Annotated in this window: 21 protein-coding genes; 13 read left to right on the top strand and 8 right to left on the bottom strand. The window is 63.7% G+C overall.

All coding sequences use genetic code 11. The features are described from left to right. Window positions 1-115: 115 nt before the first annotated feature. Window positions 116-1,528, top strand: a complete 1,413-nt coding sequence (locus tag AC3WLY_RS06385) for a discoidin domain-containing protein (RefSeq protein ID WP_492308054.1) — start codon at window positions 116-118, stop codon at window positions 1,526-1,528. A 231-nt stretch (window positions 1,529-1,759) separates the two neighbouring features. On the opposite strand, the gene AC3WLY_RS06380 is transcribed toward AC3WLY_RS06385, so the two are convergent. The 6 genes from AC3WLY_RS06380 to AC3WLY_RS06355 all read right to left on the bottom strand — a co-directional run bounded on the left by AC3WLY_RS06380 (window position 1,760) and on the right by AC3WLY_RS06355 (window position 4,659). Further along, window positions 1,760-2,128 carry a hypothetical protein gene (locus AC3WLY_RS06380; RefSeq protein WP_347062842.1) on the bottom strand — a complete coding sequence of 123 codons (369 nt, stop codon included), beginning with the start codon at window positions 2,126-2,128 and terminating at the stop codon, window positions 1,760-1,762. Window positions 2,129-2,284: 156 nt separating this feature from the next. Beyond that, window positions 2,285-2,773 (bottom strand): hypothetical protein, encoded by a 489-nt coding sequence (locus tag AC3WLY_RS06375; RefSeq protein WP_492308055.1) that lies wholly within the window; start codon window positions 2,771-2,773, stop codon window positions 2,285-2,287. Beyond that, window positions 2,773-3,447, bottom strand: coding sequence for a M35 family metalloendopeptidase (locus AC3WLY_RS06370; protein ID WP_492308056.1), 675 nt, complete (start codon window positions 3,445-3,447; stop codon window positions 2,773-2,775). Before AC3WLY_RS06370 ends, AC3WLY_RS06375 begins: the two co-directional genes overlap by 1 nt. Next, window positions 3,434-3,985, bottom strand: a complete 552-nt coding sequence (locus AC3WLY_RS06365; RefSeq protein WP_425130067.1) for a PAAR domain-containing protein — start codon at window positions 3,983-3,985, stop codon at window positions 3,434-3,436. Before AC3WLY_RS06365 ends, AC3WLY_RS06370 begins: the two co-directional genes overlap by 14 nt. A 10-nt stretch (window positions 3,986-3,995) precedes the next feature. Continuing rightward, window positions 3,996-4,148: a hypothetical protein gene (locus tag AC3WLY_RS06360; RefSeq protein ID WP_492308057.1), complete on the bottom strand. Its 153-nt coding sequence runs from the start codon at window positions 4,146-4,148 to the stop codon at window positions 3,996-3,998. 4 nt (window positions 4,149-4,152) lie between these two features. Next, complete coding sequence (locus AC3WLY_RS06355) at window positions 4,153-4,659, bottom strand: hypothetical protein (protein ID WP_492308058.1); 507 nt, start codon at window positions 4,657-4,659, stop codon at window positions 4,153-4,155. A gap of 488 nt (window positions 4,660-5,147) precedes the next feature. Here AC3WLY_RS06355 and AC3WLY_RS06350 point away from each other — a divergent pair, with 488 nt between their 5' ends. Continuing rightward, window positions 5,148-5,327, top strand: a complete 180-nt coding sequence (locus tag AC3WLY_RS06350; protein ID WP_146120860.1) for a hypothetical protein — start codon at window positions 5,148-5,150, stop codon at window positions 5,325-5,327. A gap of 50 nt (window positions 5,328-5,377) precedes the next feature. Here AC3WLY_RS06350 and AC3WLY_RS06345 read toward each other — a convergent pair whose 3' ends face one another. After that, window positions 5,378-6,403, bottom strand: coding sequence for a GlxA family transcriptional regulator (locus tag AC3WLY_RS06345; protein WP_175962228.1), 1,026 nt, complete (start codon window positions 6,401-6,403; stop codon window positions 5,378-5,380). A 445-nt stretch (window positions 6,404-6,848) separates the two neighbouring features. Between AC3WLY_RS06345 and AC3WLY_RS06340 the strand changes: the two genes are divergently transcribed. From AC3WLY_RS06340 to AC3WLY_RS06290, 11 genes are all read left to right on the top strand, one after another. Then, complete coding sequence (locus tag AC3WLY_RS06340; RefSeq protein WP_072441970.1) at window positions 6,849-8,123, top strand: serine hydroxymethyltransferase; 1,275 nt, start codon at window positions 6,849-6,851, stop codon at window positions 8,121-8,123. Between the two features lie 33 nt (window positions 8,124-8,156). Next, complete coding sequence (locus tag AC3WLY_RS06335; RefSeq protein ID WP_174417596.1) at window positions 8,157-9,128, top strand: dipeptidase; 972 nt, start codon at window positions 8,157-8,159, stop codon at window positions 9,126-9,128. Window positions 9,129-9,265: 137 nt separating this feature from the next. Continuing rightward, the gene (locus AC3WLY_RS06330; RefSeq protein ID WP_059686987.1) at window positions 9,266-9,799 is read left to right on the top strand and encodes a DUF5943 domain-containing protein; all 534 of its coding nucleotides are present in this window, start codon (window positions 9,266-9,268) and stop codon (window positions 9,797-9,799) included. A gap of 68 nt (window positions 9,800-9,867) precedes the next feature. Next, a complete protein-coding gene (locus AC3WLY_RS06325) occupies window positions 9,868-11,931 on the top strand; it encodes an NADH:flavin oxidoreductase (RefSeq protein ID WP_034180747.1) in 2,064 nt (687 codons plus the stop codon). Between the two features lie 2 nt (window positions 11,932-11,933). Further along, window positions 11,934-13,859 carry a (Fe-S)-binding protein gene (locus tag AC3WLY_RS06320; protein ID WP_175962230.1) on the top strand — a complete coding sequence of 642 codons (1,926 nt, stop codon included), beginning with the start codon at window positions 11,934-11,936 and terminating at the stop codon, window positions 13,857-13,859. 4 nt (window positions 13,860-13,863) lie between these two features. Beyond that, window positions 13,864-15,030: an electron transfer flavoprotein subunit alpha/FixB family protein gene (locus AC3WLY_RS06315; protein ID WP_175962231.1), complete on the top strand. Its 1,167-nt coding sequence runs from the start codon at window positions 13,864-13,866 to the stop codon at window positions 15,028-15,030. Next, complete coding sequence (locus tag AC3WLY_RS06310; RefSeq protein ID WP_492308059.1) at window positions 15,027-15,812, top strand: electron transfer flavoprotein subunit beta/FixA family protein; 786 nt, start codon at window positions 15,027-15,029, stop codon at window positions 15,810-15,812. Before AC3WLY_RS06315 ends, AC3WLY_RS06310 begins: the two co-directional genes overlap by 4 nt. A gap of 52 nt (window positions 15,813-15,864) precedes the next feature. Further along, complete coding sequence (locus AC3WLY_RS06305) at window positions 15,865-17,106, top strand: SRPBCC family protein (RefSeq protein ID WP_310132328.1); 1,242 nt, start codon at window positions 15,865-15,867, stop codon at window positions 17,104-17,106. A gap of 30 nt (window positions 17,107-17,136) precedes the next feature. Beyond that, complete coding sequence (locus tag AC3WLY_RS06300; RefSeq protein ID WP_310132329.1) at window positions 17,137-18,285, top strand: FAD-binding oxidoreductase; 1,149 nt, start codon at window positions 17,137-17,139, stop codon at window positions 18,283-18,285. A gap of 133 nt (window positions 18,286-18,418) precedes the next feature. After that, window positions 18,419-19,282 carry a glycine betaine ABC transporter substrate-binding protein gene (locus AC3WLY_RS06295; RefSeq protein WP_310132331.1) on the top strand — a complete coding sequence of 288 codons (864 nt, stop codon included), beginning with the start codon at window positions 18,419-18,421 and terminating at the stop codon, window positions 19,280-19,282. Window positions 19,283-19,461: 179 nt separating this feature from the next. Continuing rightward, window positions 19,462-21,117 (top strand): trimethylamine N-oxide permease, encoded by a 1,656-nt coding sequence (locus AC3WLY_RS06290; protein WP_175962235.1) that lies wholly within the window; start codon window positions 19,462-19,464, stop codon window positions 21,115-21,117. Between the two features lie 134 nt (window positions 21,118-21,251). On the opposite strand, the gene AC3WLY_RS06285 is transcribed toward AC3WLY_RS06290, so the two are convergent. Beyond that, the gene (locus AC3WLY_RS06285) at window positions 21,252-22,325 is read right to left on the bottom strand and encodes a substrate-binding domain-containing protein (protein ID WP_492308060.1); all 1,074 of its coding nucleotides are present in this window, start codon (window positions 22,323-22,325) and stop codon (window positions 21,252-21,254) included. Between the last annotated feature and the right edge of the window lie 81 nt (window positions 22,326-22,406).

Here is a 22,406-nt window from a genome sequence, read left to right as displayed (position 1 = left end):
TCCCGACGTCTGACTATGAAGGAGTCCACGCTGCCCGGCGGCTGATCCGTGACTCTTGCGCGTCCTGCGCGCGACCTTGTCTGCGGCGTCCTTACCTTACCCGGAATCATTCAGCGTGAAATCGAAGACCCTCATCGCGGGCCTGGCGGCCGGCCTCGCCCTCAACCTGTTCAGCGGCGCCGCCACGGCGGCCTGCGTCAGCAATCCCGCGGCCCAGCCGAACGCGACGTTTCCCGCCGCGCTGACCGGCAAGCTCGTCTATCACAGCTACGTGAAGTACGGCGACGGCACGAGCCAGCTGTTCCTCTACGACTTCTCGGCCCGTACGCTGACGCAACTGAGCAAGAGCACGTGGGGCATTACCGATCCGATGAACGGCGTGTTCAGCCCCGACGGCAAGTGGCTCGCGTTCATGGGCATCAGCAATGGCGCATGGAACGTGTTCATGCTGCAGCTCGGCGCCGGCACGCCGCCCGTCAACATGACGAACAGCACGGGCGCCACGCGCAACGAGGACCCCAAGTTCAGCACGGACGGCAAGACGCTCGTGTTCAAGCAGAACGGCGACGTCAAGCAGGCCACGCTGTCGTACACGAGCGCGGGCCCGGCGTTCACGTCGGTCGTGAGCCTGACGAACGCACCGGCCGGCGCCGAATACTCGATGCCGTTTCTCGCGCCGGACGCGAGCGCCGTCTACTACGCGACCGGCACCGGCTCGAGCATGGGGCTGATGAAGCGCACGATCGCGACCGGCGCGACCGCCGTGTTCGATCGTCCGGCCGGGCTGCAGACGTACTACCCGATCGTGCGTGCGGACGGCATGGTGTTCTACGCGCGCTGGAAAGACAGCGGCGGGGCCGACCAGATCTATTCGAAGACCGCGGACCCGGCGTCGACGCCGAACGCGTTGTCGCTCAACGACTGCGTGAGCAACAACTCGGATCCGGCGCCGGTGAGCGGCACGAACTACCTGTTCTTCTCGTCGACGACGGCGGGCGGCTACCAGCTTTACGTCGGCGACGTGACGACCGGCCAGCGCTGGAGCCTGTCGCAGTTCGGCGTGAATGCCGATACGACGAAGGCCAAGCTCGGGTCGAGCTACTACGGCGGCCCGGCCGCCGCGCAGCCGACGCTGCTGTCGCAAGGGCGTCCGGCTGCCGCATCGGCGAGCTACAACGCGTCGCTCACGCCCGACAAGGCGTTCGACGGCAACACCACGAGCACGCGCTGGGATTCGCCGGAAGGCACCGGTGTCGATCCGCAATGGATCTCCGTGGATCTCGGCGCGCCGAAGACCATCAGCAGCATCGATCTCTACTGGGATGCGGGCGCGCTCGTCTACCAGATCCAGACCTCGAACGACAACGCGAACTGGACGACGATCTACTCGACGAACAACGGCGTATCGTACGGCCATGTGACGCTGCCGAACCTGAAGGCGAGCGGCCGCTACGTGCGGATGCTCGGCACGAAGCGCGCGACGCAGTGGGGTTATTCGCTCGACGAAATGCAGGTGTGGGGATCGTAAGCGCGAGCCGGAAGCGGCCTTCAAGGTCGCTGCATAGTGTCGGCACTGCTGGAGTGATCGCCGATACGTCGCAGATTCCGGTGTCTCGATGTTTTGGGAAGTCGATAGGTATGCATTCCATCAATCGCGGGAGCTAGGCTGGCCGGACGAATAGAGACGCGTGAGAACGCGCTGGAACGGCAGGAAGAAGGCGGCCCGCTTTGCGCGGGCCGGCAACTGCATCGTGTAACGTCAGTGCGTCTTAGGTATCGGGTTTAGGTTCGGGCAACAGTGGTCAGGGCATCCCGGACTAACGTTCACCTCGACACGCTGCCCCGATTGTCCGAACTCGTCCGGCTTGAAAATGTGACCCATGAAATCGCTTTTCTCGCCACGGATCGAAAACTGGCCTAGTGCAGTCATCACGTTTTCCGCCCGTCGCGTTGCAAGCTGCTGCGCGTCCTGCTCGTTTTTTTCGGCCAGTCCTACGAGCCACACCGTATCGATGATCGGAAAGCGCTTGTGCAAGTCGCTAGACCACGCCGATAACCTCGATAGTTCGGTCGGAAAAATAGCACTCGAATCAGTATCGAAAACAATGTCGATGTAATGGGCGGGCATGTTCGACGGACCGTCACACGCGAATGCCGTATGTGTGCAGCTCAACGCGAGCGCGACGGCAGTTACCAATTTAGTCAATGTCAACGACGTACCCCGCAATGCTGTCGGCGTTGGGATAAGAACGTTTGCATACGCGGACGTTTCGTTCCATGGTCGTCAATTGATGGCTTTACTTCGTGGCGTAACGCGTGGATCGTTACACATCCATGCACAGCTACCTTTACATATCGGTGTAAATTCCACGATTACCTGATGAATGTTGACTGTGCCGTCGGGCCGTTTCTCCACCATTTCATCGGTAAATGTCTTTTTGTCGACGAAAATATTTTCGGCGCTGATGCCAAGTTTTCGTAGGTAAGATATCGTATTCTCGGTGCGTGCATCCTTTAGCTTCTCAATGTCTTTTTCATGGATATAAGCGCCGGCAATTACGATTGCTTTAATTTTTACATCAGGCCATTTTTTGGCTTCAATAGCGCTATTCGCTATCGTCACTCTGTCTGCATTGGAAAATGTGGTTTTGTTGAATGGAAATTGCACCAGCGCTTCCTCGCCTATCGTACATGCAGTCGCAGCGCCGGACAGCATTGACGACAGCGCGAGAAGGTAGGCTGCAAAGCCGGATTTTAGTGGATTTCTGTTCATTATTTGACTATCTTGTCAAAGGTTGCAATGTAGCCGGTGATGCTGTCCGCGTTCGTGATGGCGAGATCTGGGTTCTGCATCGCAAATACTCGCATCCCAATTTCCGTGTCTCCATAGATGACGTCATCGGAATTGAATGTGTCGGTGTAGTGCGTACATTCGTGAATCAGAACCTTTATTTTTGCTGCATGGTACAGCTCGCCAAACGAATCGCTGCAAAATTTAGAATAGATGGCGATGACCCGTTTATGGGAGTCGGGTTTGCATACGGCGGCATGATTTCGGCCGTTGTCCGGTACGACCGAGCAAGTTAGATTCTTGCTAACTCGGCTGTCCCATCGAACAATTTTTTCAGGAACCAGATCGTGCATCGCGGCAAGCAATCGTGGTAGTCCGGAAGATAACGTGCTGCGAATCTGTGCGTCAGCACGTCCAAAATAGATAGTGGCGCGCGCTTGTTCGTTCGCGTCCCATCGCGCTACCGCTGCAATCCGGTCTTTAATCAGCCTGACGGCCGCGTCGCGTGCGCGCATAACGGTCTCTGCGAACTGCTCATTGCTCATGTTTGGGCATATCGGCGTCGTGTTGATGTCGACATATACCTTAGAGCCGGGCGTCGTGTTTGTCGTGACCGTGTTGTGTACCAACACGTAGTCGTCGTCAGGATTCGGCATTTCTGTTCCTCGCAATCTCGAACTTGAGCGATTCCGCATGCGCGGATATAACGCGCTGCGTATGGCCTGTTGCGTCTGTCTTGCCGGTAAATACCTTTCCGGATGATAAGCGAATCCGATAGCGGACATTCGCGAGCGGTCGTCCGCTATCTGCATCGCGCAACACGTATTGTTCGTCGTGGATGCTCGATGCCGGCGCGTGTCGCGTGGGCGCAAACACAGAGCGCGCGGCGAACGGGTTCGCCGCATTGCGGCCGCCGTCGCCACCGTAGAAGATTGTGCTGTCGCTACCCGCGATTAGTCGGTTTTGCCCGCATGGACAGAGTACGGCGTCACCCTCGAGAGCAACACATCGCCCGTGGTGAATCATGCGCTGCGCACTGCCCACTATCGGGAATGTCCCCTCGCAATTTCCGCATGTCGCCTTGTCGCCATCCAGGGCTACCTGTTTGCCGTGATTGAACATCGTCGACGTAACGGCGATGACGATGCCGCCCGTTGTCGTCGGGTCGCCGTTCCTGACTGCTCGTCGGCTCATAGTCGTTTCCTCAATCGAAGTTGGTAAAGACCCAATCGGCTGACTCGGGGTCATAGATCGCGAATTGATCGATCGCAGCGCCTTCAACAACGATGGTCGATGGCATATGTGCCAGTGCTTCGGCCTCTGCATCGGCTATCTGATCAGCGGTCCACGTATCCATTGCGTCAAGCGTCTCGCTGAACCCCGGATAGTCCGGCCCGTAGATACGCTGTTTCGATGCGTTCGACCACGCTATCGGGGAAGCGGATAGTGAAGTGGTCGCGATGTTCGACCGGTACATAGAAGGATGCAGACGTGTAGGTCATTAGCGGATGACCCGCATCGGAAACCACTAAGCGACCCTCGGTCGCTCCATAGGCATAGTTCACGGCGACCGACAGTCGGCCATGCTGTTTCATAAAACGGCGGGTATCGACTTGCCGGAAATCGATTGGCCAAAAGTGATCGTCGCCGAGCACGAGTGCTCGGGAGCCCATGACTGCGTCAAGGGGCGAAAGGTATGTGCAAATGAACGGATCGCCAGTGCAGATCATTTGCATGTTGCCGCTATACATTGGATCGGTTGCATTGGGCGAACGGATCTGCGTGGTATGTAGATGCTGCACCATCGCGTAAATCGGGATCGAAGAGTGAAGAAAATACGGACAATCGGTGTGTTCTTTTCCTGTCATAGGCTCGGACATCCTATGTATGAACGAGCTATGGAAGGTCGCCGGTAACGATTGGTTTGTATATAGGACGAGTATGATTTATCGTTAGGAATGCGACTAAAGATAAGATGAATTGCCGATCGGCAATGCTGAGGTGAAGGATGAACGATCGATCGAGTATGGACGTCCACGAACCGAACGGGATGGTATGCCGCAATCTCGGATCTGATCGTTTGCTGTCGGCACTGCATGTCCACAAGTGGATGCAACTTGGTTCATGGAGCGCCGACCCAACGCATTGGGGACTCGATATTCAGCGTGTGCGGCGGAATGGATCGACTGCGACTGCGACGACCTGGAGATGGGCATGCTGCGCCGCATCGACGAATCAATCGCAGCCAACGGTGTGCGCAACGCGGTCGTGATGGCGTTGTGTCCTGTTCACTCAATCGAGGTTCGCGCTGCGCTCGATGCCAGAGAGGTTGCGACTCCAAGCAGACTGCGAACGCATGGCCGATGTGATTGCGCCTGTCGTCGCGCCGGGCGACGGTGTATGCGATCAGGTTATGGACGCGGAATTTCTGCTTTCGGAAATTTCCGGGCTTGGACGGGCGGCGCTGATTGGCGCCGCCCGGATCCCCGGAGAACGCCTCCTCTCAAACGAAAATGCCGTTCAGTTGATTAACTGAACGGCATCAGGATTCAAGGCCGCATGATTTTTTACCGCGCAGCGCGCGGTTCACGCATGCAGCACATGCGTCGGAAACGCCGGGCTCGCACTGGCCGCACCCTGCGCGAGCGGCGCGACCTGCTTGCGGCGCTCCCTCGTCGGCGCGACGCCGAACGAGTCTCGATAGCTCTTGCTGAAGTGGCAAGCCGACTGGAAGCCGCATGCCATCGTGATGTGCATGATCGACATGTCCGTCTGCAGCAGCAGCTCGCGCGCGCGGCGCAGCCGCAGTGTCAGGTAGTAGTGCGTCGGCGTCATCCCGAGGTGTTCGCGGAACAGCCGCTGCAATTGCCGCTGCGACATGTTCGCGAGTCGCGCGAGTTCCTCGCGCGACAGCGGCTCCTCGATGTTGTTTTCCATCAGCGAGATCACTTCGAACAGCGACTTGTTCGCCGAGCCGAGGCGCGCGACGAGCGGCATGCGTTGCTGCGCGCTGGTGTCGCGCACGTGTTCGACGATGAACTGCTCGGCGATCTGCGTGACGCGCGCGGTGCCCACGCGCGCGGCGATCAGGTTCAGCATCATGTCGAGCGGCGCGACGCCGCCCGTGCACGTGATGCGGTCGCGGTCGATCACGAACAGTTCCTTCAGGAAGCGCGTATCCGGAAACTCTTCCTTCAGCGCCGACATGTTTTCCCAGTGGATCGCGCATGCATAGCCCGCGAGCAGCCCCGACTTTGCGAGTGCATAGGTGCCCGTGCACAGGCTGCCGAGCGGGATGCCGGAGCGCGCGAAGCGGCGCAGCGTCGACAGATGGGCAGGCGTGGTCGCGCGCTGTACGTCGACACCGCCGCACACGAACACGATGTCGGGCTGCCCGACGCATTCGGCCGGGCCCGTGTCGACCGTGAGGCCGTTGCTCGCCGTGACCGGGCCGCCGTCCGGGCTGATCACCGACCACCGGTAGAGCGGCTGGCCGCTCAGATAGTTCGCCATCCGAAGCACCTCGATCGCATTGGTGAACGCGATCATCGTGAAGTTCGGTAACGGCATGAACGCGAAGTGGGACAGCGACGCTGTGCGGTCGGGCGACATGGGGAGCTTCCTTGAATCTCTAATAGCTATAGGCCCGAGGCACCGATCGGGCTGCGGTATTGTGTGAGCGAGCGCAACAAGCGTGCCATACGGCTAAACCCTAGCTCCATACGTTGTCTGGGCGTAAGGCCGATGCTGCACTGCACCGTATCCGGGATACGTCGCACTTCGATCGGGCGGCACAGGCACTGCCGAAGTGCGTGTCCATAGGTGAACAGCCGTCGCCGTTTTTGTCGGTCACCCGAAAAAGCACGACCGATCACTTGTATAAAACGGACGCGCATGGCGGAAAAGGTAAAGAACGCGTCTAAATTCATCAATCCGCCGAAAATCCGAACGACAAGAATAGAGCCGTCGGCAGCCTTGCACTGGACAAGCAGGAAACCCAGGCAGAGCGGGCCTTGAGCTTCGGTTTCAGCCCTTTATTCTTCGTCACGGACGCACTATGTCGAACACCCAGTCTTTCTTCTCGCAGCCCCTTGCCGAGCGCGACGCGCCGGTGCGCAGCGCCATCCTGAAGGAACTCGAGCGTCAGCAGTCGCAGGTCGAGCTGATCGCGTCGGAAAACATCGTGTCGCGCGCCGTGCTCGAAGCGCAGGGCTCGGTGTTGACCAACAAGTACGCGGAAGGCTATCCCGGCAAGCGCTACTACGGCGGCTGCGAATTCGCGGACGAAGTCGAGGCGCTCGCGATCGAACGCGTGAAGCAGATCTTCAATGCCGGTTATGCGAACGTGCAGCCGCACTCGGGCGCGCAGGCGAACGGCTCGGTGATGCTCGCGCTGGCCAAGCCGGGCGACACGGTGCTCGGCATGTCGCTCGATGCGGGCGGCCACCTGACGCACGGCGCGAAGCCGGCGCTGTCGGGCAAGTGGTTCAACGCCGTTCAGTACGGCGTGAACCGCGACACGATGCTGATCGATTACGACCAGGTCGAGGCACTCGCTCACGAGCACAAGCCGAACCTGATCATCGCCGGCTTCTCGGCGTATCCGCGTGCGCTCGACTTCGCGCGCTTTCGCGCGATCGCCGACAGCGTCGGCGCGAAGCTGATGGTCGACATGGCGCACATCGCGGGCGTGATCGCCGCGGGCCGCCATGCGAATCCGGTCGAGCACGCGCACGTCGTCACGTCGACCACGCACAAGACGCTGCGCGGCCCGCGCGGCGGCTTCGTGCTGACCAACGACGAGGACATCGCGAAGAAGATCAACTCGGCGGTGTTCCCCGGCCTGCAGGGCGGCCCGCTGATGCACGTGATCGCCGGCAAGGCGGTTGCGTTCGGCGAAGTGCTGCATGCGGACTTCAAGACCTACATCGACAACGTGCTCGCGAACGCGCAGGCGCTCGGCGAAGTGCTGAAGGCCGGCGGCGTCGATCTCGTCACGGGCGGCACCGACAACCACCTGCTGCTGGTCGACCTGCGCCCGAAGGGCCTGAAGGGCGCTCCGGTCGAACAGGCGCTGGAGCGTGCGGGCATCACCTGCAACAAGAACGGCATCCCGTTCGACACCGAGAAGCCGACCGTCACGTCGGGCATCCGTCTCGGCACGCCGGCCGGCACGACGCGCGGCTTCGGCGTCGCGGAGTTCCGCGAAGTGGGCCGCCTGATCCTCGAAGTGTTCGACGCGCTGCGCGCGAACCCGGAAGGCGATCACGCGACCGAACAGCGCGTGCGCCGCGAGATCTTCGCGCTCTGCGAGCGCTTCCCGATTTACTGATCGACACCGACAAGACTCAAGCGAGAGGCAGATATGAGCACGCTGCATCAGGACAGCATCATCATCGACGGACTGAACATCTCGAAGTTCGAGAAGCCGGTGTTCGAAGACATGCGCAAGGGTGGCATCACGGCCGCGAACTGCACGGTGTCGGTTTGGGAGAACTTCACCAAGACCGTCGACAACATCGGCGTGATGAAGAAGAAGATCCGCGACAACGGCGAGCTGCTGACGCTGGTGCGCACGACGGACGACATCTTCCGCGCGAAGAAGGAAGGCAAGACCGGGATCATCCTGGGCTTCCAGAACGCGCATGCGTTCGAGGACAACCTCGGCTACATCGAGGCGTTCCACGACATGGGCGTGCGCGTCGTGCAGCTTTGCTACAACACGCAGAACCTGGTCGGCACGGGCTGCTACGAGCGCGACGGCGGGCTGTCGGACTTCGGCCGCGAAGTGATCACCGAGATGAACCGCGTCGGCATCATGGTCGACCTGTCGCATGTGGGCGGCAACACGTCGTCGGAAGCGATCGCGTTCTCGAAGAAGCCGGTGTGCTATTCGCACTGCCTGCCGTCGGGCCTGAAGGAGCATCCGCGCAACAAGAGCGACGAGCAGCTGAAGGAGATCGCCGATGCGGGCGGCTTCGTCGGCGTGACGATGTTCGCGCCGTTCCTGAAGCGCGGGATCGAGGCGACGATCGACGACTACATCGAGGCGATCGACTACGTCGTGAACCTGATCGGCGAAGACGCGGTCGGCATCGGCACGGACTTCACGCAGGATTTCGCGAAGGAATTCTTCGACATGCTGACGCATGACAAGGGTCGTTATCGCCAGCTGACGAACTTCGGCAAGGTGATCAACCCGGACGGCATCCGCACGATCGGCGAATTCCCGAACCTGACCGCGGCGATGGAACGCGCGGGCTGGAAGGAGTCGCGCATCCGCAAGATCATGGGCGAGAACTGGGTGCGCGTGTTCAAGGACGTGTGGGGCGCATAAGCGTCACGCCGGCCGGACAGCCCCCAGCGATTCAACAATAAAAATCGGGACGTGCCCGCGCAAGCCGCGCGGGCACGCGGACGATGTCATGCCTGCGCGCCGAGACGCGCGGCCATTTTCCTCACGGAGTCACCACGATGCAACCGCAACTGCCGATCAACGTCGATCCCGATACCGGCGTCTGGACCACCGACGCGCTGCCGATGCTGTACGTGCCGCGCCACTTCTTCACAAACAACCACGTCGCGGTCGAGGAAGCGCTCGGCGTCGAAGCGTATGCCGAGATTCTCTACAAGGCCGGCTACAAGTCCGCATACCACTGGTGCGACAAGGAAGCGAAGCTGCACGGCCTGACCGGCATGGCCGTGTTCGAGCACTACCTGAAGCGCCTGTCGCAGCGCGGCTGGGGCCTGTTCTCGATCATCGAGGCCGATCCGGCCAGCGCGCGCGCGAAGATCGAGCTGCGCCACTCGTCGTTCGTGCTCCAGCAGCCGGACAAGGAAGGCAAGCTCTGCTACATGTTCGCCGGCTGGTTCGCCGGTGCGATGGACTGGGTCAACGACACGACGCCGGAAGGCAAGGGCGCGCCGCGCGCGCAATCGAAGGAAGTGCAGTGCGCGGCCGAGCATCACGACCACTGCGTCTTCGAAGTGTCGCCGATCGCGCATTGATGCCCTGATTCACCGACACCGAACAACACCCGCAACACGAGACATTCGAACGCCAGAGGTCGCCTGCGATGCGTTATCCCCACCTGTTCAAACCCATGCAGCTGAACCAGCTGACGCTGCGCAACCGGATCGTCAGCACCGCGCACGCCGAGGTGTATGCCGAGCCGGGCGGCCTGCCGGGCGACCGCTATATCCGCTACTACGAAGAAAAGGCGAAGGGTGGCGTCGGCCTCGCGATCTGCGGCGGGTCGAGCCCGGTGTCGATCGACAGCCCGCAGGGCTGGTGGAAATCGGTGAACCTGTCGAACGACAAGATCATCGATCCGCTCACGCGTCTCGCCGACACGATGCACAAGCACGGCGCGAAGATCATGATCCAGGCGACGCACATGGGCCGCCGTTCGTCGTTCCACGGCGAGCACTGGCCGCACCTGATGTCGCCGTCGGGCGTGCGCGAGCCGGTGCACCGCGGCAACGCGAAGATCATCGAGATCGAGGAAATCCGCCGCATCATCGGCGATTTCGCAGCAGCCGCGAAGCGCGTGAAGGCCGCCGGCATGGACGGCATCGAAATCTCGGCCGCTCACCAGCACCTGATCGACCAGTTCTGGAGCAAGCGCTCGAACCACCGCACCGACGAATGGGGCGGCAGCCTGGAGAACCGCCTGCGTTTCGGCATCGAGGTGCTGACGGCGGTGCGCGAGGCGGTCGGCAAGGATTTCTGCGTCGGCCTGCGCATGTGCGGCGACGAATTCCACGAGGACGGCCTCGATCACGAGGCGCTGAAGGAAATCGCGCAGGCGATGTCGGAGACGGGCCTGATCGACTACCTGAGCGTGGTCGGTTCGGGCGGCGACACGCACAACACGATCGCCAACTGCATGCCGCCGATGGCATTGCCGCCGGAGCCGTTCGTGCACCTCGCGGCCGGCATCAAGTCGGTCGTGAAGATTCCGGTGATGCACGCGCAGAGCATCCGCGATGCCGGCCAGGCCGAGCGCCTGCTCGCGAACGGCATGATCGACCTGGTCGGCATGACGCGCGCGCAGATCGCCGATCCGCACATGGTGATCAAGATCCGCGACGGCCGCGAGGACGAAATCAAGCAGTGCGTCGGCGCGAACTACTGTATCGACCGCCAGTACAACGGCCTCGACGTGCTGTGCATTCAAAACGCCGCGACGTCGCGCGAAGCGACGATGCCGCACATCATCGAGAAGTCGCGCGGCCCGAAGCGCAAGGTGGTGGTGGTGGGCGCCGGCCCGGCGGGCCTCGAGGCGGCGCGCGTCGCGAAGCTGCGCGGCCACGACGTCGTGCTGTTCGAGAAGAACGCGGAAGTGGGCGGCCAGGTGATGATCGCCGCGAAGGCGCCGCAGCGCGAACAGATGTCGGGGATCATCCGCTGGTTCGACATGGAAACCAAGCGCCTGGGCGTCGATCGCCGCCTCGGCGTCGCCGCCGACGAGAAGATGATCATGGCCGAGAAGCCGGACATCGTCGTGCTCGCGACGGGCGGTTCGAGCTTCACGTGGCAGGTGCCGGGCTGGGGCGTGGCCGAGGGCCTGGCCGTCAGCTCGTGGGACATCCTGACCGGCAAGGTCGAGCCGAAGCAGAACGTGCTGCTGTTCGACGGCGTGAGCACCCATGCGGGCGCGGGCGTGGCCGACTTCATGGCGAGCCGCGGCTCGAAGGTCGAGGTCGTCACGCCGGACGTGAAGGTGGCCGACGATTGCGGCGGCACGACGTTCCCGATCTTCTATCGCCGCCTGTACGCGCTCGGCGTGATCCCCACGCCGAACACGATGCTCGACCGCGTCTATGAAGAAGACGGCAAGAAGATCGCCGTGCTGCGCAACGAGTACACGGAAGAACTGGAAGAGCGTGCGGTCGACCAGGTGGTGATCGAGAACGGTTCGTCGCCGAACGACGAGCTGTACTGGAAGCTCAAGCCGGAATCGCTGAACCGCGGCCAGATCGATCCGCACACGCTGTTTGCGGCCGAGCCGCAGCCGTGCCTGTCGGAAGAACTCGGCAACGGCCGCTTCCTGCTGTTCCGTGTCGGCGACTGCATCTCGATGCACAACGTCCACGGCGCGATCTACGACTCGCTGCGTCTCGTGAAGGATTTCTGAAGATGAATCCGTCCCTCCTCATTACCGCACTGTTGTGGCTGTCGGTGGCGGGGCTCGCGTTCGCGGTCGCGAAGCGTTCGTCCTACTGGCGTCTCGGCCGGGCCACGGCGCCCGGTTCGTTCGGCGTCGCGAACCTGTTCGCGATTCCGAAGCGTTATTTCGTCGACCTGCACCATGTGGTCGCCCGCGATCCGTACATCGCGAAAACCCACGTCGCGACCGCCGGCGGCGCGATCGGCGCGCTCGCGCTGGTATTCGTCAACTACGGTCTTGCGATCTATTCGCCGTGGCTCGACAAGCTGATCTTCCTCGCGGCGCTCGCGATGCTGGTCGGCGCGGTGTTCGTGTGGCGCCGGCGCGCGGCGAAGGACGTGCCCGCCCGCCTGTCGCGCGGCCCGTGGAATACGCTGCCCTGGATGCTCGGTTCGTTCGCGCTCGGCCTCGTGCTGTTCATGCTGGTGCCGACCGGCGCGATGTCGGGCGCGTTCGCGGTGCTCTGCGCGCTGCTGATCGGCATCGGCGCGTTCACGATGACGGTCGGCGCCGCGAAGGGCGGCCCGATGAAGCATGCGATCGCCGGCCTGCTGCACCTCGCCTTCCACCCGCGCCAGGAGCGCTTCGCGGCCACGCGCGAGTCGTTCACCGGCAACGGCACGGCCACGCCGCCGACCGCACTGAAGCTGCCGGACATCGAGCATCAGGAGTACGGCGTCGCAAAGCCGGTCGAATTCCGCTGGAACCAGCTGCTGAGCTTCGACGCGTGCGTGCAGTGCGGCAAGTGCGAAGCCGCGTGCCCCGCGTTCGCGTCGGGCCAGCCGCTGAACCCGAAGAAGCTGATCCAGGATCTCGTGGTCGGCATGGCCGGCGGCACCGATGCCGCGTACGCGGGCAGTCCGACTCCGGGCCTCGCGGTCGGCCAGCATCGCGGCGAGCCGAACGGTCCGATCGTGTCGGGCCTGATCGAAGAGCAGACGCTGTGGTCGTGCACGACCTGCCGCGCGTGCGTGCAGGAATGCCCGATGCTGATCGAACACGTCGACGCGATCGTCGACATGCGCCGCAACCGCACGCTCGTGCACGGCTCGGTGCCGGGCAAGGGCCAGGAAGTACTGGCGAACCTGCGCGAGACGGGCACGATGGGCGGCTACGACACGGCCGCGCGCTACGACTGGTCGGTCGACCTGAGCGCGCCCGTCGCGCAGCCGGGCAAGCCGGTCGACGTGCTGTTCGTCGCGGGCGAAGGCGCGTTCGACATGCGCTACCAGCGCACGCTGCGCGCGTTCGTCAAGGTGCTGAACAAGGCGGGCGTCGACTACGCGGTGCTCGGCTCGACCGAGACCGACACGGGCGACGTCGCGCGCCGGCTTGGCGACGAGGCGACGTTCCAGCAGATGGCAAAGCGCCTGATCGGCACGCTCGGCACGCTGTCGTACCAGCAGATCGTGACGGCCGACCCGCACGTGATGCACAGCCTGCGCAACGAATACCGTGCGCTCGGGCTGCGCGTGACGGTCAAGCACCACACGACCTATCTCGCCGAACTGGCCGACAGCGGCAAGATCGCGCCGAAGGCCGTCGAAGCGCTGCGCGAGAAGCGCACCACGTATCACGACCCGTGTTATCTCGGCCGCTACAACGGCGAGACGGAAGCGCCGCGCAAGCTGCTGAAGACGATCGGCATCCAGGTCGTCGAGATGGAGCGCAACGGCATGCGCGGCCGCTGCTGCGGCGGTGGCGGCGGTGCGCCGCTGACCGACATCCCCGGCAAGCAGCGCATTCCGGACATCCGCATCGCCGACGCACGCACGATCGGCGCGGACGTGGTCGCGGTTGCGTGCCCGAACTGCACGGCGATGCTCGAAGGCGTCGTGGGCCCGCGCCCCGACGTGCTCGACGTGGCCGAACTCGTTGCCGCCTCGCTGGAGTGAATCGATGAATACGATCAAACGAATCGATCCGCGCCGGCCGTTCATCATCACGGCCGCGGGCCTGAAGCGCATCACGCTCGGCGAGGAAGGCAGCGCCGACGCGAGCGCCGCGCATTGGTCCGCGCACGGCCACGCGGCTGCCGCGAAGCCGCGCCGCGCGGTGCAGGAGCCGAAGCACACGATGCTGGTGGTCGCGCACGGCGAACGCGGCGCGCTCGACGAGCATGCACGGCAGGCGATTGCTGCCGCAGCATTGCTCGCCGATGTCCAGACCGAAGTCGCGCTGCTCGCATTCGGCGAATTGAAGGACGACGTGGCCGAACTCGGCGTCGACAAGCTGGTTGAACTCGCCGGCTTCGATCGCCGCGCATTCGACCCTGAAAGCGAATTGCAAGCGTTGCAGGCGTGTGTTGCAGCACTCGCGCCGAAGCACGTGTTCGTGCCCGACAACGCGACGGGCGACGGCGATCTCGGCCGGCGTTACGCGGCGGTCGCCGGCGCGAGCGTCGCGACCCACGTGGTCGAGATCGACGCGAAGCATGTCGGCGCGTATGCGCAGGCCGGCCGCGCGTTCGCGACGCGCGGGCTGCCCGACGTGATCCTGCTCGCGCAGAACGCGGTCGACGCGAAGCTGCCGTTCGTCGGCGCGGGCGAACGCCTGGCCGCCGATTTCATCCGCCCGGCCCATGATGCCGCGCAGCCGTATCGCGATCTCGGCCTCGAGGAAATCGATGCGGCGCGGGTCGCGCTCGAGGAAGCCGATTTCATCGTGTCGGCAGGCAACGGCGTGTCCGACATCGGCGCGTTCGAGCGGCTGGCCGGTGCATTCGGCGCGGCGATCGGCGCGAGCCGCGTCGCGGTCGACAACGGCCACTTCACGCGCGACAAGCAGGTCGGCGCGACCGGCAAGACGGTCGAGGCGAGCGTGTATATCGCGTTCGGCATCTCGGGCGCGGTGCAGCATCTGCAGGGGATCAAGGACTGCCGCCACGTGATTGCGGTGAACCTCGACGGCAGCGCGCCGATCGCGAAGCGCGCGAACCTGACGGTGGTCGGCGATGCGCAGGCGACGATCGCCGCGCTGATCGAACAGGTGCAGGCCGCGCGGGTCGCGCGCGGACAATCGCCGGCCGCGGTCGGCAACCGTGAACCGGAAGGAGTCGCAGCATGAACGCCCCTCGCCAGTTGCAACGCATCGCGGTGCTCGTGTCCGTCGGCCGGCACCCGGTCAGCGGCGTCGCGCGCTACAGCCGCAACGACGCGGCTGCGCTCGAAACCGGCCGCCAGCTTGCGGAACGGCATCGCGCGCAGCTCGACGTGATCCACGCAGGCGACCCCGCGAACGCGGCGCTTGCCGAATATCTCGCGCTCGGCGCGCGGGAGGTCGAAGTGCTGGCCTGCCGCGACGGCGACGATGCCGTGCATGCGCTCGCCGCGCGCGTCGAAGGCTACGACCTCGTGCTGACCGGCACGCGCGCCGAGGGCGCGTACGACACCGGGATGCTGCCGTATCGCATCGCCGCAGCGCTCGGTTATCCGCTGGTCGGCTCGGCTGTCGACGTGACGGTCGACGGCGGTCGTGCAGCCGTGCGGCAATTTTTGCCGAAGGGGCTGCGGCGCCGCGTCGACGCCGCGCTGCCGGCCGTCGTCGCCGTCCATCCGCTCGCCAATGCCGAGCCGCGCTACGCGTATGCGCGGCTGCGTGCCGGCGCGATCCGGCCGGCGCTCGCGGCGCCCGGCGCGGACGCCGACGCGGCCGCGTGGGCGGTCGGTCCGATCGAGCGTAAACCCGTAAAACTGGTCGCCGCCGAGAAGCGCTCCGGGCATGCCCGGATGCTGTCCGCGACGACGACCGAAAGCCGTGGCGGCAACGTCGTAAATGAAGGGAGTTCGGTCGAAAAAGCACAAGTGATCCTCGCGTATTTGCGCGAGCATCAGCTCATCGACTACTGATTTTGATGCCTGTCGGCAAGAACCCAGGGATGCAAGGAATCCGGAGCAAACGATGAAAGTATCGGCAGACATTCGTGCACTGATCGAGCGGCGCAAGGTAGGGCACAGCCTCGACGCACCGTTTTACACGAGCGAGGAAATTTTCGCGCTCGACATGGAGGCGATTTTCCGCCAGCACTGGATCCAGGTGGCGGTCGAGCCGGACATTCCCGAGCCGGGCGACTACTTGACCGTGGAACTGGGGAGCGATTCGATCCTGATCGTGCGCGACGACGACATGGCGATCCGCGCGTTCCACAACGTATGCCGTCACCGCGGCGCGCGCCTGTGCAACGAGGACAAAGGCTCGGTCGGCAACATCGTGTGTCCGTACCACAGCTGGACCTACAACCTGACGGGCCAGCTGATGTTCGCCGAGCACATGGGCGAGCAGTTCGACCGCTGCAAGCACAGCCTGAAGTCGGTGCACGTCGAGAACCTCGCGGGCCTGATCTTCATCTGCCTCGCCGAAGAGCCGCCGGTCGACTTCGCGAAGATGCGCGCCGAGATGGAGCCGTACCTGCTGCCGCACGACCTGCCGAGCACGAAGATCGCCGCGCAGATCGACATCATCGAGGAAGGCAACTGGAAGCTCACGATGGAGAACAACCGCGAGTGCTATCACTGCGTCGCGAACCATCCGGAGCTGACGATCTCGCTGTACGAATACGGCTTCGGCTACCAGCGTTCCGACGCCAACGCCGAGGGCATGGACGCGTTTGCGGAGACGTGCGTCCGGCGCGGGAAGGAGTGGGCCGAGATGGGCCTGCCGTCCGCCGAGATCGAGAAGCTGCTCGACGTGACGGGCTTCCGCACGCAGCGCCTGCCGCTCGACCGCAGCGGCGAATCGCAGACGCTCGATGCGAAGGTCGCGTCGAAGAAGCTGCTTGGTGGATTCGAGAAGGCCGATCTCGGCGGGCTGTCGTTCTGGACGCAGCCGAACTCGTGGCACCACTTCATGAGCGATCACATCGTGACGTTCTCGGTGATCCCGCTGTCGGCCGGCAAGACGCTCGTGCGCACGAAGTGGCTCGTGCACAAGGACGCGAAGGAAGGCATCGACTACGACGTGAAGAACCTCACGGCCGTGTGGAACGCGACCAACGACCAGGATCGTGCGCTCGTCGAATTCTCGCAGCGCGGCGCGAACAGCAGCGCGTATGAGCCGGGCCCGTATTCGCCGTACACGGAAGGTCTCGTCGAAAAATTCTCGTCCTGGTACATCGGCCGGCTCGCCGAAAAAACCGGCGCGTAGTCGTCAGCGGAACAGCAAGCGGAGTTAGACATGATGCGAGATGCGGCCCAATTCGAGCCGACGGACAGCCGGGTGACGCGCCCGGCGTTCTGGAACGCTCTTCCCGAGCGCTGGACGAGCGACGTCGAGGAAACGCTGGTGTGCTGCCAGGTGCGGCAGGAAACGCACGACGTGAAGAGTTTCTTCTTCCGTTCGCCGCAGGGTCGCGCGTTCTCGTTCGAACCCGGGCAGTTCCTCACGCTCGAGCTCGACATCGACGGCGAAACGATCAACCGCTGCTACACGATCTCGTCGTCGCCCGCGCGGCCGCACACGGTGTCGATCACGGTCAAGCGCGTGCCGGGCGGCAAGGTGTCGAACTGGCTGCACGACAACCTGCAGCCGGGCGCATCGGTGCGGGTGCTCGGCCCTGCCGGCGAATTCACGTGCGCGCGGCATCCGGCGCGCAAGTACCTGTTCCTGTCGGCCGGCTCGGGCGTCACGCCGCTGATGTCGATGAGCCGCGCACACCATGATCTCGCGGAAGACCGCGACATCCTGTTCGTGCACAGCGCGCGTACGCCGGACGACATCATCTTCGCGCGCGAGCTCGACCTGATCGCGTCGAATCACACGAATTTCCGCACGTCGTTCGTCGTCGAGCGCGTGGGTGCGCGCACCAACTGGCCGGGCGTCACGGGTTTCCTGACGCTGCCGCTGCTGAAGCTGATCGCGCCGGATTTCATGGAACGCGAAATCTTCACGTGCGGCCCCGCGCCGTACATGAAGGCCGTGCGCGACCTGCTCGACGAAGCCGGTTTCGATCGCAAGCAGTATCACGAGGAGAGCTTCTCGTTCGAAACGCTTGCGCAGACCGCGAGCGACGAGCTGCTCGCCGATCTCGCGCCGCCGGCCGAAGGCGGCGACGCCGGGACGAAGCAGTACACGGTCAGCTTCGCGAAAAGCAACCGCGAGATCGCGTGCGGCTCGGAGCAGCATGTGCTCGACGCGGCGCGCCAGTCGGGCGTGCGGCTGCCGGCCTCGTGCACGCAGGGCATGTGCGGTACCTGCAAGGTGAAGCTCGTGTCGGGGCAGGTCGAGATGAAACACAACGGCGGCATCCGCCAGCGCGAGATCGACCAGGGGATGGTGCTGCTGTGCTGCAGCAAGCCGCTGACCGATCTCGTGATCGACAAGTAGTCAAAACGCGCCATCGGCTGTCCGGGCGCGTCGCGTCCGGACAAGCATCCGTCGGAAAACAACGATACCGCGGATTTGTGGTTGAAGAACCTAGAGAGGCAACGCGCGCAGGCGCATATCAAGGAGATCGACCATGAAGTTGTTCGGAAAACTGTTGTGGACCGGCGCACTGTCGGCAATGGTGGCATTGAGCGCGTCCGCGCTTGCCGATACGAAGCCGACGCTGAAGATCGGCTATGTCGAAGGCTGGGACGACAGCGTTGCCACGTCGAACGTCGCGGCCCGCGTCATCGAGAAGAAGCTCGGCTACCAGGTCCAGCTCGTGCCGGTCGCTGCCGGGATCATGTGGCAGGGCGTCGCGCGCGGCGATCTCGACGCGACGCTGTCCGCATGGCTGCCGGTCACGCACGGCTCGTACTGGGATGAGTACAAGAGCAAGGTCGTCGACCTCGGCGCGAATTTCCCGGATGCGAAGATCGGCCTGATCGTGCCCGCGTACGTGAAGGCGAAGAGCATCGACGACCTGAATGCGGAGAAGGCCAGTTTCGGCGGCCGGATCGTCGGTATCGATGCGGGCGCCGGCGTGATGCGCAAGACCGACGAAGCGATCAAGAGCTACGGGCTGAACTACACGCTGATGCCGAGCTCGGGCAGCGCGATGACGGCCGAGCTGTCGCGTTCGGTCAACGCGAACAAGCCGGTCATCGTGACCGGCTGGGCGCCGCACTGGATGTTCGCGAAGTGGAAGCTGCGCTTCCTCGAGGATCCGAAGAAGGTATTCGGCGGCGCCGAGCACGTCGACAGCGTCGCGAATCCGGGCCTCGAAACGAAGGCCAAGCCGGTCGTCGCGTTCCTGAAGAAATTCCAGTGGAAGCCGGGTGAAATCGACAGCGTGATGCTGGCGATCCAGAACGGTTCGAAGCCGGAAGCGGCCGCCGACGCGTGGATCGCGGCGCATGCCGACCGCGTGAATTCGTGGACGGAAGGCGCGCAGTAAGCACCAAGAGCTTTGTCATACGAAGCACCATAAAAAATACGCCGGGAATGGCATGCAGGAATCCGAAATAATCGTGAATTCATGCAGCCATATCCCGGTTTTCTTTTACTGATTCTGCAAAAAAGTGCTTAAGTTGTTACACTACGGCCCTTGTGCAGAGTCATCACAGGAGGATATGGATGAGTCAAGCAGGACTGCGTGCGAACCGCACCAGTGATGTTGAGGCAACGATCTCACATGATTCGACGGGCCACACGCTGCATCGTGGCCTGACTTGGAAAGACGCATTCTGGGTAACGAGCGGCGTGCCGGCAGGCGTGCTGTTCACGATCGGCGGCGTATGCGCGACGATCGGCCAGCCCGCGTGGGCGATCTGGATCGCCGCGATCACGATGGGTCTGATCCAAAGCGCGACTTATGCGGAAATATCGGGGCTATTTCCTCATAAATCGGGCGGCGCGTCGGTGTATGGCGCGATCGGCTGGGTCCGTTACAGCAAGCTGATTGCCCCGGTTTCCGTGTGGTGCAACTGGCTCGCGTGGTCGCCGATGCTTGCGCTCGGCTGCGGCCTCGCGGCGAGCTATGCACTCACGAGTCTCTTCCCCGCCAACGCGGCGGTGCTGCACTGGCAGCTCAAGTTAGCGGACCTGAGCTTTATCAAGCCTGGTCTGTCCCTGCGGATCAACGCGACGTTCATCATCGCGACAATCCTGCTTCTCATCACGTTCAAGCTTCAGCACAGCGGTGCATCGAAGGCTGCGCGCACGCAGCGCATTCTCGGCATCGCATCGCTCACGCCGCTGTTGATCGTCGGCATCGTGCCGTTCGTCACCGGTGACGTACCGATGTCGAACCTGCTCCCGCTGCTGCCGCTCGGTCACGACGCGCAAGGCAATCTCACGGCAGCGACGTTTGGTTCGTGGAACGGGCAGGGCGTCACGATGGCGCTCGGTGCGATGTTCATGGCCGGCTGGGCGTCGTACGGCTTCGAGACGGCTGTCTGCTACACGCGCGAATTCCGCGATCCGCGCCGCGACACCGCGAAGGCGATCTTCTGGTCGGGTGCGCTGTGTCTCGTCGTGATGACGCTCGTGCCGCTGGCGTTCCAGGGTGCACTCGGCACGCAGGCGATGCTCGATCCGGCGATCGGCGACGGCACCGGCGTCGCGGCCGCGATGGCGAAGATCGTCGGCGGCGGCGCGTGGGTTGCGAATGCGGTCGTCGTGATGCTGATGCTGTCGATCCTGCTGATCGTGATGACGTCGATGATGGGCTCGTCGCGCACGCTGTACCAGGCATCGGTGGACGGCTGGCTGCCGAAGTACCTGTCGCACGTGAACGAGCACGGCTCGCCCACCCGCGCGATGTGGACCGATCTCGGCTTCAACCTCGTGTTGCTGATGATGTCGGACTACATGACGGTGCTGTCGATCTCGAACGTCTGCTACATGCTGTTCGTATTCCTGAATCTTCAGTCGGGCTGGATCCACCGGATGGATCGCGGCAACTGGGATCGGCCGTTCCGCTGCCCGACATGGCTGCTCGTCGGCGGCGCGATCTGCGGCTATGCGAACCTCGTGTATGTCGGCGCGGGTGCGAACCTGCAGGGCGAGGGCACGCTGCGTAATGGTCTGATCGCGATGCTGCTGATCGTGCCGGTGTTTCTCTATCGCCACTACTGGCAGGATCGCGGCCGGTTCCCGGCGCAGATGCAGCGCGACATGGAGCTCGAGGTGCCGAAGCGCAGCATGTGGCTGAATCTGATGCCTTACGCGGCGCTGATCGGCGCGGGGTTGACGATCTGGTTGTCGTATTACTTTGCGTGGGTGAAGTGAGCATCTGACACGTCGTTCGCCGGGAACGGATACCGCACACGGTCCCGGCGAGCACGACACGATGTCGCGCAGCATGAAGAAAGCCCGACCGGTCGCACGACCGGACGGGCTTTCTTCATTCCGCGTCCGTGCGCTCAGCCGGCCGGCTCTGCGTCGCTGGCGCGCATGTCGTCGTCGAGGGTTCGCATGAAGCGCGTCGGCACCATCACGACCGGATGCGGCGTGGCGTCTCCGGCGTCGCCCGCATCGAGCAGCGCGAACGCTTCCGCGATCAGCCGCTGCACGTCCTGCCGCAGCATCGTGACGTCGAACGGCAGGCGCGCGGCGAACGGGTCCCAGTCGAAGCAGCCGACGGCCGTGCGCTGCCAGATGTCCCACGGCAGCTCCGACGCGAAACGCACGAGCCCTTCGAACGAGGTGATCGAGTTCGTCAGCATGCCGGCCGGCAGCCGGCCGAGCGTGTCGTAGCGCCGCGCCAGCGCCTCGCGCGCGGCTGCGGGCGCGTAGCCGCAGCGCTCGATCGCGTCGTGCGGCGGCGGCGGCAGGCCGCGCGCGGCGAACGCGTCGTGAAAGCCCGCGATCCGCATCTCGGTCGCATATTCGCCGGCGATGCCGCCGAGCAGGATCAGTTCGTCGGGCGCATTGCCGCGCGCGAGCATCTTGTCGATCAGCACGTCGGTCAGCGCCCGCGCGCCCGCGCGGTTGTCCGACACGACCGACGGCGCACCTGCTCCCGGCAGGTCGACGTTGATCGACGGGATACCGGCCGCGTCGCACAGCGCATTGAGCGGTGCCGGGTCGCGCACGCCGGCAATGAACAGCAGTTCGACACGCTGCGCGAGCAGCGTCTGCGCGACGTTCAGTTCGACGTCCGGGTCGCGCTGCGTGCCGACGACGATCGGGCACAGGCCGCGCCGGCGTGCCTCGTCCTCGAAGGTTTCGGCGAGCCCCGCGAAGAAGCGGTTGCGGTAGTGCGGAATGACCATGCCCGCCAGCCCGGAGCGCGACAGGCGCAGGCCGCGCGCGCTCAGGTTCACGTTGTAGCCGAGCGCCTTGGCGCTGTCGAGAATGCGCGTGGCCGTTTCCTCGCTGATCCGGTAGCGCGCCCAGTTGCCGTTCAGCACCATGCTGACCGTGGACGTGGACGAGCCGGTTGCTTTCGCGATGTCGTAGATCGTGGACTTGCGTCCGGTAGTCGTGCGGGCCATCTGCGTCGTCGCTCCCCTCGTGTGCGTTCTTGTGCCGATGATGCCGACGGTATGCGTTTCAGGGCGCGATGCCCTATCAGG

Source organism: Burkholderia sp. FW306-1C-G01B (assembly GCF_058781685.1).
Note: the sequence above shows the minus strand (reverse complement) of the source record. Positions and strands in the feature narration are given on the sequence as shown.